Raw genomic sequence first — 12,137 nt, forward strand, 5'->3', positions numbered from 1 at the left:
TAAAAAAGGACGTATGAGATACGTCCTTTTAGAATTGAAGCAACCTTACAGATCAGCTTCGAGTGCAGGTACTGGCTGCTCAGCTTTGAGCTTACGGCGTTTAAATTGATATGCCACCATCAAACATAAAATCCAACCAGGAATCATCATGACTGCAATACGCATATCTGGCGTTAAAGACATTACAACCAAAATGCTCAACATAAACACGATGCATAAATAGTTGCTAAATGGATACATAAAGCTTGGGAACTTAGTGGTTTGACCTTGGCTGTGCATAAATTTACGGAACTTCAAATGAGTCCATGAAATTACCACCCAGTTAATTACGATGGCTGCAACCACCAACATCATGAGCAAACCAAAAGCTTTTTCAGGGAAAATATAATTTAACAATACACATAAGATAGTCACCGCAGCAGAAAGAATCACTGCATTGGTTGGAATACCGCGTTTATTAATGTGTGCAAATACTTTTGGTGCATTTCCTTGTTGTGCTAAGCCCAATAACATACGGCTACTGCAATAACTTGTACCGTTATAAACTGAAACCGCAGCAGTCAAAATCACAAAGTTCAGCAACGTTGCAATTCCTTGGCTATCTAAAGAAGCAAATACCATCACAAATGGACTACCGCCTTCAGCCATCTGATTCCATGGGAAAAGCGAGAATAGAACTAAAAGTGTCGCAATATAGAAAATCAAAATACGATAAATAATCTGATTTACAGCTTTAGGTAAGGTCTTATCTGGATCACGTGCTTCGGCAGCAGTAATACCAAAAAGCTCAATGCCACCGAAAGCAAAAACAATAACTGCCATTGCCATGATTAAACCTTTAATACCAAATGGGAAAAAACCACCCAGTGCCCAAAGGTTAGTAATACTGGCTTGCGGCCCTGCTGTACCTGTTGCAAGTAAATATGAACCAAAACCGATCATTGCAAGAATTGCTAAGATTTTGACAATAGAAAACCAGAATTCCATTTCGCCAAAAAACTTAACGTGCAATAAATTAATGCCATTAATTAAGACAAAGAAGGTTAAAGCAGATGCCCACGTTGGGATTTGTGGCCACCAATATTGAATATAAAGACCAATTGCGCTCAGTTCTGCCATACATACCAGTACATTGAGTACCCAGTAATTCCATCCAGACATGAACCCTGCAAATGGTCCCCAATATTTGTAGGCAAAATGGCTAAAAGACCCGCTTACTGGCTCTTCAACTACCATTTCACCGAGCTGACGCATCATTAAAAAAGCAATAAATCCGGCAATTGCATAGCCAAGGATGACCGATGGACCTGCTAATTTAATCGATTGTGATATACCAAGAAAAAGCCCTGTGCCAATCGCCCCACCCAATGCAATAAGTTGGATGTGCCGATTACTCAAACCGTGTTTCAGGTTTCCTTGCTCTTGTGCTGACATATGATTATTCTCATCCTTGTCACGTAATTTTTTTCCAATAAATTACGTATATCATAAATTTATCAAACTTTCATAGAGATTCATGAAAAATAATTGCGTGACTTTTCTCATGACCGCGAATGAAAACAGAAAATACAAGAAATGACAATTATTATGATATGTGTAATTAAATTATGTATTGCGTAATTTTATGAATTCAGTATTATAGAAACATGAAGCAATTGGTTGTGCTCGGTCTATACCAAACTCATAAGAGAAAAGATGATCTAAATAAAGGTTAAAAACTTATTGAGTAGCTCAGTCCTAGACCGAACTTTTATTTGTATAAGACCCGAGATAAAGACAAGGACGAGAAAATGGAACAAAAACTAAACTCTTTTATTGAAGTTGCACCTCAATCAGATTTCACTATTCATAATTTGCCTTATGGTATTTTTAGCAGAACTAGCCAAGGCGAGCGTCAAGTTGGTGTAGCAATTGGTGATTGGGTGATTGATCTCGCTGCTCTTGAAAAGCACGGTCTTTTAAAACTTTCAGATCATGACACTTACTTTAACCAGCCTACACTGAATAAATTTATCGATTCTGGTAAAGCCAACTGGTCAAAAGTTCGCAAGACACTACAGTCTCTTCTCTCGGTTGAAAATTTAACGCTTCAAGAAAATGAAGCGTTGCGCCAAGAAGTACTGGTTAAGCAAGACAGCGTTACTTTGCATTTACCACTGCAAGTACCAGGTTATACCGATTTCTATTCTTCTAAAGAACATGCGACCAATGTGGGCTGTATGTTCCGTGATCCAAAAAATGCCTTACTGCCAAACTGGACTGAATTGCCTGTCGGTTATAACGGTCGTGCTAGCTCTGTTGTAGTCAGTGGTACTCAAGTCGTGCGTCCATCTGGACAAATTAAACTTCCAAATGAAGAGCGCCCTGTTTTTTCTGCTACACGCAAACTCGATTTTGAGCTTGAAACAGCATTTGTTATTGGTAAACCAACGGAGCTTGGCCAGCCTATCTCGATTGAAAATGCTTGGGACCATATTTTTGGAATGGTATTACTCAATGACTGGTCAGCACGCGATATCCAGCAATGGGAATATGTTCCTCTAGGTCCATTCAATTCAAAATCTTTTGCCAGTGCCATCTCACCTTGGGTGGTAACACTTGAAGCACTTGAGCCATTTAAAGTGGAAGGCCCAGAACAAGAGCCTAAACCTTTAACTTATTTACAAGAAAATGTCGCAAACAGTTATGACATTAATTTAAGTGTTGAAATTCAAAGCCCGAAATCGGCACAAGCTGATGTGATCTGCAAAACTAATTTTAAATATATGTATTGGTCTATGTCTCAGCAACTCACTCACCACACCATTGGAGGCTGTAACGTTCAGGTTGGTGACTTAATGGGTTCGGGTACCATTTCAGGTTCTACACCAGATTCGTATGGTAGCTTGCTTGAGCTTACATGGAACACCACCAAGCCTTTAACACTTGCTAACGGTGAAACTCGTGGTTTCTTACAAGACGGTGATACGCTCATCATGAAAGGCCATTGTGAGAAAAATGGTATTCGCATTGGCTTTGGTGAAGTTCGAAACACGGTTCTTCCTGCATTAACTTTTGATTTTGCAGAAACTTCGGAGCCAGACTATGAAGCTGTATAGTTACTTTCGTAGCTCTGCAGCATACAGAGTACGGATTGGTCTAAACATTAAAGACTTGGCTTATGAGACTGCTCCAGTGCATCTGGTAAAAAACGAGCAGCAAAGCGAAGACTATTTAAAGTTAAATCACAGTGCTCTAGTCCCGACTTTAATTGACGGCGATTTAATCTTGTCGCAATCCTTAAGTATCTTGGAATATCTGGATGAACAATATCCAGAAACCAAGTTACTTCCAAGTGATATACAAGAACGGGCCAAAATCCGCGCCTTTGCACAGTCTATTGCTTGTGATATTCATCCGTTAAATAACCTGCGCGTACTGAAATATTTGAAAAATGATTTAAATGTTTCAGATGAACAGAAAAATTACTGGTATCAGCACTGGATTATTGAAGGTTTTCAAAGTCTAGAGCAGCAATTACAAAATTCAAATGGGCAATTTTGCTTCGGAGAAGTTGCCACAATTGCCGACTGTTGCCTGATTCCACAGGTATATAACGCCAAGCGCTTTAAGATTGATTTAACTGCGTTTCCAAAAATTGATTCAATTTATCACCATTGTTTGTCTATCCCAGCCTTTTATAAAGCGGCGCCAGAACAACAACCAGATTGGGAATAGTAAAAAGGAGTTTTAACATGACATTTGCCATTAAAAAAATACATCACGTTGCATACCGTTGTAAGGATGCGAAAGAGACCGTTGAGTGGTATAAAAAAATGCTCAACATGGACTTTATTTTAGCTTTTGCAGAAGACCATGTGCCTTCGACCAAAGCATTTGACCCATACATGCATTTATTCTTAGATGCAGGACAAGGTAACGTTTTGGCTTTCTTTGAGTTGCCAACTCAACCAGACATGGGCCGCGACGAAAATACCCCTCAATGGGTACAACATATTGCTTTTGAAGTTGAAGACTTAAATGCTTTGATGGCTGCAAAACAGCATTTAGAAGACAATGGCGTGAAAGTTTTGGGTGTGACCAACCATGGCATTTTCCACTCAATTTACTTCTTTGACCCAAATGGCCACCGTTTAGAGCTGACTTATAACGATGTCCATGCTGAAGAAAAAATTGCAAAAATTACTGAAGAAATGAAAGCTGAAATGTTAGAGGAATGGAGCAAAACCAAACGTGCTCCGCATCACACTCATTTCTTACATGAAGCTGAGTTAGGAACCTAATTTTAAAAGAGCAAATTCAAAAGTCGGCATTGATTAGGATTGTTTTAACGAGCAGCTCTATATCAATGCCGATTTATATTATTTAAAACTGCTAAATTTCTAGAAAATTGCGCTATAAACTAGAGCATGGTGGTTTTAGAAAATTGTTGATTATTAAACATGCCAATTTCGCTAATAGAAAAAGGTGATTTCTATTTCTCACTAGGCTCAGGCATGATGTAAAACGCACCAGTTTCAATTTATGTTTTGAACATCGCTGTTTAACGGCTGAAGTAAATTTATTAAGGGTATTTAAATGATTGAAGAAAAAGTATCTGGGGGAGTTCAATCACTTGAAGTCGGTTTATCTGTACTAAACGCCCTTTTGGAACACAATCAACCTATTATTCTCAAAGACTTGTCTAGCAAGCTAGAAATGCATCCTGCCAAGGTACATCGCTATCTGGTCAGCCTTATTCGCATGGAATATGCAAAACAACTTGATGATGGCCAATATGCATTAGGTGATCAGGCATGGCGCTTAGGTCTAAACTGTGTTCAGCATAGCGACACACTACAGCTGGTCCAGCATTTAATTTACGACCTACAAAATAAAATTGGCTGCGGCATACAAATTAGTAAATGGTCGCCTAAAGGCCCTGTGGTTGTTCAATCGATTGAATCAAACCACCCTATCTCGATTGTGACGAAAGTCGGCTCGATTATGCCTTTAGTTAATTCTGCTGCGGGACGTTTATTCGCGTCTTACCTTCCAGAGCATTTTGTTCGTCCATTAATGGAAGCAGAATGGCAAAAGCATCAAGAACTTGGTCTTCAGATTGCACCACAAAACTGGCAAGCGTTTACAGAGCTTAAAGAAACTATTCGCCAGCAAGAAATGTCAGCAGCAAAAGGTGATTTACTGACAGGAATTAATGCTGTGGGTTTACCTGTATTTAACTCAAATCAAAGCATTGAGTTTTGTATTGTCGCACTAGACAGTGAAATGTTTTTGCCAGTCGACCCACAAAGTAAAACGATTGAAATCTTAAAAAATGAAGTAAAGCTCATCAATCAATATATTAAAAGTCGCTAATTAATAGCCATCAAAAAACCAAGAGATCAAACTCTTGGTTTTTTTATATCAGAAACAAAAAAGCTCAGCTTATTTAGTTTCAAGCACGCCACGGCGAATCTGGTCACGTTCAATCGACTCAAATAACGCTTTGAAGTTACCTTCACCAAAACCGTCATCATCTTTACGTTGAATAAATTCGAAGAAGACTGGACCAATCATGTTTTCAGAGAAGATCTGCAATAACAACTTCTTCTGACCATCTTTGGTATTACCGTCAAGCAAAATACCGCGCTGTTTTAACTCGTCAGTCGGCTCACCATGCTCAGGTAAACGTTCTGGTAGCATTTCATAATACGTATTTGGCGGCGGTGTCATAAATTTCAGACCGAGACCTTTTAACTTGTCCCAAGTAGAAATTAAGTCATCACAGATAAACGCGATATGCTGAATACCTTCGCCATTAAAGTCAGACAGGAACTCTGCAATTTGGCCGTTTCCTTTATCTGAATCTTCGTTTAATGGAATACGGATCATGCCGTCTGGTGCTGTTAATGCTTTAGACGTTAAGCCTGTATATTCGCCTTTAATATCAAAGTAACGAATTTCTTGGAAGTTAAAGATTTTTTCATAGAAGTTTGCCCAATACTCCATACGCCCTTTGTAGACATTATGAGTTAAATGGTCAATCTCGTTTAAGCCTGCGCCTACTGGGTGTCTTTGAGCATCATCAAAGAAAGTAAAGTCGTTTTCATAAATATCGCGGTCAACTAAAAAGATTGGCATGCCACCAATACCTTTAATTGCCGGAATGTTGAGCTCCATTGGCCCAACTTTTGAATACATTGGTTCAGCGCCAAGCTCTACAGCTTTTTGGAAAGCTTTTGCTGCATCACGTGTTTTAAAACCCATTGCACAAGCTGATGGGCCATGTTCATTAAAGAAGAATGAAGCATAAGATTCTGGCTGATAATTCAGGATAATATTGATATTTCCTTGACGCCATAAGTACGCTTCTTTCGATTTATGCTTGGCTACTTTTGAAAAGCCGATTGTTTCAAAAACTGGATCTAATTCATTTTCTTTTGAAACAAACTCAATAAATGCAAAACCGCATAATTCTAATGGGTTCTCTAAAATATCCATCTAGTTTCCCTCTGGTGATTACCTGTTCCGTTTATCTCTATTGCTGAACAACTCAGCTCCTTTCTCTATAGAATACGTAATGATTGGGGAGTATTTGAACCGTCAAAATGCCTTGTCCCAACGCATCCTATGAGAAAAAAACCAATGATTAAAAAGATGATGGAGTGATAACAAAGCCTCTGGTTTTTAATTCCTGTTCCATGTGGTGTTTATTTTCCATACACACTGTCCTTTCTTATCTAAAAGTACGATTGAGATTTTTCAATAAACCCTTAAAAATCGTCTTTTCCTAAAAATCATTTATAGATTTATGGAGACCAACATCCTTGTTGGATCTCCAATGGCCATTTACCTTGAATTAGATGCTACTAAAAAGAATTAAATTATGCAATACATAATTTAATTATGAATTGCATAATTTTAGTAATCTTAAATGAAGCTATTTTAAAATTAATGGTGAGTTTTCAAATTTTGTTTATGATTTCTACAATAAGCCCCGCCATCCATTTGATTTAGGAAAAATCATGATCTTAGTCAGTGCCTGTTTAATTGGTGAACCTGTTCGTTATGATGGCAAATCATGCCTAAATACTTTACTTAAACAACTGGTAGTTAATAAAAAAGCTCATGTACTTTGTCCTGAGCTACTTGGTGGCTTTTCAACCCCTCGTTTACCCGCAGAAATTGTGGGAGGAACAGGCTTAGATGTGCTTGATGGCAAAGCCAAAATTACCGATTCATCAGGTTTAGATGTGACAGAGTTATATTTAAAAGGTGCTTACCACACTCTAGAAATTGCACAGCAAATAAAAGCGAGCTGTGTGGTTTTAAAAGAAAATAGCCCGTCTTGTGGCAGTCAAAAGATTTACAACGGCACTTTTCAAGGTGAGAAAATTACGGGAACTGGTATTACCACAGCACTTTTGCAGCACCATGGTTTTAAAGTGATTTCTGAAAATGAAATTGAAGATTGGTTAGCTACCCACCCTCTTTAGTGCATTAATCAGCATTTGCTTGAATGGATTTGTCTTCATCTGTACGCCTTGCCCAGTATGTCGCAAGTGCAGGACCAGAAATATTATGCCAAAGACTAAAAATAGCACTTGGTAAGGCAGTAATCGGAGAGGCCGCAAAGTGAACCGCTGCAAGCGCCACACCTAAGCCGGAGTTTTGCATACCGACTTCTATCGCAATTGCCTTGCTGTCTGCATACGGTAGTTTAAAGAAACGAGCTGAAGCAAACCCTAATAAATATCCCAATCCATTATGTAATATCACCACAGCCAAAATGAGCAAACCCGACTGGAAAATAGCGGCTTTACTGCCCCCAATAATGGCAGCCACAATCGCTACAATAGCAACGACCGACACCAAAGGCATGACTTGAATATATGATTCGACCTGACGCTTGAACCATATTCTTAAAATCAGGCCAACGACAATAGGTAACACCACCACTTGTAAAATCGAAATAAACATCGAAGCTGCATCAATCTTTAGCCATTGGCTGGCAAGCAAATAGAAGATTGCAGGTGTTAATATTGGCGCTAAAAGTGTTGATACCGATGTACACGCTACCGATAAAGCCACGTTGCCTTTCGCCATATAAGTAATCACGTTTGACGCAGTTCCACCTGGACAGCAGCCCACTAAAATAACGCCGACTGCGATCTCAGGCGGTAAATTAAATAATTTACACAGAACAAATGCCAAACCTGGCATGACCACAAAGTGGGCAACAACGCCAAGTAATATCGCCTTAGGGCTTTGTAATACCCCTTTAAAATCATCGACGGTCATGGTCATTCCCATGCCAAGCATAATAATGCCCAAAATCCATGGAATGTATGCTTTCAACCAGACAAAAAATTCAGGCTGCCATAGCGCCAATGCTGCAAAAAAAATCACCCATAGGGCAAAAGTTTTTTGAATAAATTGAGTAAAACGCAGTAATGCAGACATACTTTCTATCCCTAAAAATTAAAACATGAAAGTCAAAACACTAGACCAATGGACTTAGCACTCACTCAACACATCGGTTGACTGAATACGCACGACCCCTTGTTGTTGCATGTTTTGCCATGCTTGCTCTAAAGAACCATTTAAATCAATTGCTTTACAAGCATCTTCAATTACAAACGTTTTAAAACCTTGCTGAATCGCATCCAATGCAGTCCACGCTACACAAAAATCAGTGGCAATACCAACCACATAGACCGTATCAATCCCGCGTTCTTTTAAATAGCCCGTTAAACCCGTCATTGTTGAATGGTCTGCTTCCATAAAAGCTGAATAGCTATCAATGTGAGCATGAAAGCCTTTTCGAATAATGAGTTGAGCTGTGGGAATATTTAAATCAGGATGAAAATCGGCATCTTTAGTACCCTGTACACAATGCTTAGGCCAAAGCACTTGCAGCCCATAGTCCAGTTCAATGGTTTCAAATGGCTGCTTATTTTCGTGATTTTCTGCAAAAGAAATATGATTATCCGGATGCCAATCCTGTGTCAGAACCACATTTTCAAAACAACCTGCCAGATGATTAATGGTTGGAATAATTGTGTCTGCATGAGCAACTGCTAAATTTCCACCCGGTGTAAAGCCATTTTGCACATCAACTACGATGAGAGCTGTATTTTGTGGTTGTTTATTCATATTCATGTCATCTTCAATCCCAACAAGGGAAATTGCATTCTATCTTGCCATAAAAAAAGGTCATATTCGGTCAGCTTCAGTTGAATTGAGCTGTATTGTTATATTTACTGCCCCTTACTAGGGCGAGATAACAAAAACACCCTATGTTTTCATCAAGTTTACATAGCGATTATCTGTTAGGCGTATTGTTCTTATGCGCCTGATCAGTCATAATTTGCATAATTGTCATTCAACAATCTGTTATTGTTAGAACTGGACAATCAAAATACTGCAACCATCCCACATTTTGTTTTCTTACCTCAGATTCGGATGGATAAATAGGATATTTTTAAAAATGACTCAGCAAGCACAGACCATTCAAGGCTCAATCGTCGCAATCGTCACACCAATGTTGAAAGATGGTGGAGTAGATTGGAAGGGTCTTGAGAAGCTGGTTGAGTGGCACATAGAACAAGGTACAAACAGTATTGTAGCCGTCGGTACTACCGGCGAAGCCTCAACATTGAGCATGGAAGAGCACACACAGGTTATTAAAGAAATTATTCGTGTAGCCAATAAACGTATTCCAATTATTGCCGGTACTGGTGCAAACTCAACCCGCGAAGCAATCGAATTAACAAAAGCTGCCAAAGATCTTGGCGCAGATGCAGCCTTACTTGTTACGCCATACTATAACAAGCCAACTCAAGAAGGCCTATTCCAACACTATAAATCGATTGCTGAAGCCGTAGATTTACCTCTTATTCTTTATAACGTACCAGGCCGTACTGGTGTAGATCTTGCAAACGATACAGCTGTACGTTTAGCAGAGATCCCTAATATTGTTGGCATTAAAGATGCAACTGGTGACGTAGCTCGTGGTAAAGCTTTAATCGAAGCCTTAAACGGCAAGATGGCTGTATACTCAGGCGACGACGAAACAGCATGGGAACTTATGCTTCTTGGCGCTGATGGTAATATCTCGGTAACTGCAAACATTGCACCTAAAGCAATGAGCGAAGTATGTTCTGTTGCAATTGCCAAAGATGAACAACAAGCGAAGACGATTAACAATAAGATTGCAAATTTACACAATATTCTATTTTGCGAATCAAACCCAATTCCTGTGAAATGGGCACTACATGAGATGGGACTGATTGATACTGGTATTCGTTTACCACTCACTCCTCTCGCTGAGCAATATCGCGAACCTCTCCGCAATGCCCTAAAAGATGCGGGAATTATTTAAAGAGCAATTTATGATGCAATTACGTCTTGGTTTAGTCCTTGCAGTTTCAGCTTTAAGTTTAGCTGGTTGTGGTCGCTTCGCAATTAATAATCACTCTTTAGATTATAGAAATGCTAAGCAACTTGCACCGCTTGAGTATCCTGCCGATGCAACTGTACGACCAGTGACACCTTTGTATCCTGCACCAACTGTTGACCAGCTCGCTATTGAGCACGCGCCGAAGTTTGAAAATCAGCGTGGTAACCGTTTTGCATTGCCACGTCCTGAAAAAACACAAGATGGCAATGCAACAGCAGATGCATCTGCTCAAACAACAACTGCACTTGGACGCCCTCAGCTTGTGACTGACGGTAATAAAAACCCATTATTAAAAATTGATGGGAATACGACCGAAATCTGGCAATACACCAAGGCAACTTTAAGTACTTTAAATTACAATATCATCGCTCAAGGCAGTAATCAGGCGACGATTAAAGTAAATGACCGTACTTATGTGCTTAAGCTCACTGGTGTTGGTTCAAGTCATGCTCTTGCTCTATTTAATGTAGACAACACTTTTGCAAGCCCAGATGTGGCTGCTGAAGTGTTAAACCAGATTTACCAAAATTGGCCAGCCTAGTCGTTTACTAGGCATTTTTTTTAAAAGGTTCCCTCATGTTAAAACAAACCTTGCTCTATACTGGTAAAGCAAAATCTGTATATGAAACAGACAATGCCGACCATCTGATTTTAGTCTTTCGTGATGATGCCTCTGCGTTCAACGGCGAAAAAATCGAACAACTAGATCGTAAAGGCAAGGTGAACAACCTTTTTAACGCCTTCATCATGGAAAAACTTGCTGCAGCAGGTATTGAAACGCATTTTGAAAAATTGCTTTCTCCAACTGAAGTGCTTGTTAAAAAACTTCAAATGATTCCTGTTGAATGTGTAATTCGTAACTACGCAGCTGGCTCTTTATGCCGTCGCTTAGGTGTAGAAGAAGGTAAAGAGTTAACTCCTCCTACATTTGAATTGTTCTATAAAGATGACGGTCTAGGCGACCCAATGGTTAACGAATCTCAAGCGATTGCTTTAGGTTGGGCGACTGCAGAACAATTAGAGCAAATGAAAGTGTTAACTTACCAAGTAAATGATGTATTAAAAGCATTATTTGCTGAAGGCAACATGCTTTTGGTGGACTTCAAGCTTGAATTCGGTGTTTTCCATGACCGTATCGTGCTTGGTGACGAGTTCTCTCCAGACGGCTGCCGTCTATGGGATAAAGACTCTAAGAAGAAACTCGACAAAGACCGTTTCCGTCAAGGTTTAGGCGGTGTTGTTGAAGCTTATGAAGAAGTTGCTGCTCGTTTAGGTGTAGATTTATCTGGTATCTAATCAGTTAAACTTCATAAAAAACCGGGTTTTCAGCCCGGTTTTTTTATATTCGGCACTATAGAAACCCAGCAATATAGACAGATTTGTCTATTAAAATAAATTATCACTTGCATAAACTTAATTTAAAACACTAAAATCTAAAAAAACACAAAGTACTTCACAATAATTAAAGTTAAAAATAGGGTGAGCCTATGGAAATATTTAAGCTTGAAAAGAGATTAATGAATCATCCAATTCATTTTGGTGAAAATCCTTTGGTCTTATTAACCAACTTTAGCAGTTCGGCCTTAAAACAAGGCTGGAGTCAGACAGAAGTTGAGTCAGTAATTTCTAAGGCCTCTCAAGGTGACTATATGACACTCATTCGTACCCTGAGAGCTTATACATTCTTTTAAAT

Annotated in this window: 13 protein-coding genes; 9 read left to right on the forward strand and 4 right to left on the reverse strand. The window is 39.2% G+C overall.

The features are described from left to right. Window positions 1-45: 45 nt before the first annotated feature. Window positions 46-1,434 carry an amino acid permease gene (locus tag I5515_RS10830; protein WP_199966573.1) on the reverse strand — a complete coding sequence of 463 codons (1,389 nt, stop codon included), beginning with the start codon at window positions 1,432-1,434 and terminating at the stop codon, window positions 46-48. Between the two features lie 356 nt (window positions 1,435-1,790). On the opposite strand from I5515_RS10830, the gene fahA reads away from it, so the two are divergent. From fahA to I5515_RS10850, 4 genes are all read left to right on the forward strand, one after another. Further along, window positions 1,791-3,098, forward strand: coding sequence for a fumarylacetoacetase (gene fahA / locus I5515_RS10835; protein WP_199966575.1), 1,308 nt, complete (start codon window positions 1,791-1,793; stop codon window positions 3,096-3,098). Further along, the gene (gene maiA / locus I5515_RS10840; protein ID WP_199966577.1) at window positions 3,085-3,717 is read left to right on the forward strand and encodes a maleylacetoacetate isomerase; all 633 of its coding nucleotides are present in this window, start codon (window positions 3,085-3,087) and stop codon (window positions 3,715-3,717) included. The genes fahA and maiA overlap by 14 nt, the downstream gene beginning before the upstream one ends. Window positions 3,718-3,734: 17 nt before the next feature. Continuing rightward, window positions 3,735-4,283 carry a VOC family protein gene (locus tag I5515_RS10845; RefSeq protein ID WP_199966579.1) on the forward strand — a complete coding sequence of 183 codons (549 nt, stop codon included), beginning with the start codon at window positions 3,735-3,737 and terminating at the stop codon, window positions 4,281-4,283. 295 nt (window positions 4,284-4,578) lie between these two features. Further along, the gene (locus tag I5515_RS10850) at window positions 4,579-5,358 is read left to right on the forward strand and encodes an IclR family transcriptional regulator (RefSeq protein ID WP_199966581.1); all 780 of its coding nucleotides are present in this window, start codon (window positions 4,579-4,581) and stop codon (window positions 5,356-5,358) included. Window positions 5,359-5,427: 69 nt separating this feature from the next. Here the strand turns inward: I5515_RS10850 and hppD are convergent, their stop codons facing one another. Further along, window positions 5,428-6,483, reverse strand: a complete 1,056-nt coding sequence (gene hppD, locus I5515_RS10855) for a 4-hydroxyphenylpyruvate dioxygenase (RefSeq protein ID WP_199966583.1) — start codon at window positions 6,481-6,483, stop codon at window positions 5,428-5,430. Between the two features lie 524 nt (window positions 6,484-7,007). Here hppD and I5515_RS10860 point away from each other — a divergent pair. Continuing rightward, on the forward strand, window positions 7,008-7,478 hold the full coding sequence (locus I5515_RS10860) for a DUF523 domain-containing protein (RefSeq protein WP_199966586.1): 471 nt from the start codon (window positions 7,008-7,010) through the stop codon (window positions 7,476-7,478). 4 nt (window positions 7,479-7,482) lie between these two features. On the opposite strand, the gene I5515_RS10865 is transcribed toward I5515_RS10860, so the two are convergent. Together I5515_RS10865 and pncA are read right to left on the reverse strand one after the other, a co-directional pair. After that, window positions 7,483-8,445 (reverse strand): bile acid:sodium symporter family protein, encoded by a 963-nt coding sequence (locus tag I5515_RS10865; RefSeq protein WP_199966587.1) that lies wholly within the window; start codon window positions 8,443-8,445, stop codon window positions 7,483-7,485. A 54-nt stretch (window positions 8,446-8,499) separates the two neighbouring features. Next, window positions 8,500-9,144, reverse strand: a complete 645-nt coding sequence (gene pncA / locus I5515_RS10870) for a bifunctional nicotinamidase/pyrazinamidase (protein ID WP_199966589.1) — start codon at window positions 9,142-9,144, stop codon at window positions 8,500-8,502. A gap of 328 nt (window positions 9,145-9,472) precedes the next feature. Here pncA and dapA point away from each other — a divergent pair, with 328 nt between their 5' ends. From dapA to I5515_RS10890, 4 genes are all read left to right on the forward strand, one after another. Beyond that, a complete protein-coding gene (dapA, locus tag I5515_RS10875) occupies window positions 9,473-10,366 on the forward strand; it encodes a 4-hydroxy-tetrahydrodipicolinate synthase (RefSeq protein ID WP_199966591.1) in 894 nt (297 codons plus the stop codon). A 13-nt stretch (window positions 10,367-10,379) separates the two neighbouring features. Next, entirely contained in the window at window positions 10,380-10,985 is a 606-nt protein-coding gene (locus I5515_RS10880) for a lipoprotein-34 precursor (NlpB) (protein WP_199966682.1), read from the forward strand. A gap of 35 nt (window positions 10,986-11,020) precedes the next feature. Beyond that, window positions 11,021-11,740: a phosphoribosylaminoimidazolesuccinocarboxamide synthase gene (gene purC, locus I5515_RS10885; protein WP_199966594.1), complete on the forward strand. Its 720-nt coding sequence runs from the start codon at window positions 11,021-11,023 to the stop codon at window positions 11,738-11,740. A 191-nt stretch (window positions 11,741-11,931) separates the two neighbouring features. After that, window positions 11,932-12,135, forward strand: coding sequence for a hypothetical protein (locus I5515_RS10890; RefSeq protein WP_199966596.1), 204 nt, complete (start codon window positions 11,932-11,934; stop codon window positions 12,133-12,135). Window positions 12,136-12,137: the final 2 nt, after the last annotated feature.

The organism is Acinetobacter calcoaceticus (assembly GCF_016508255.1).
Classification (GTDB): Bacteria; Pseudomonadota; Gammaproteobacteria; order Pseudomonadales; family Moraxellaceae; genus Acinetobacter; species Acinetobacter calcoaceticus_E.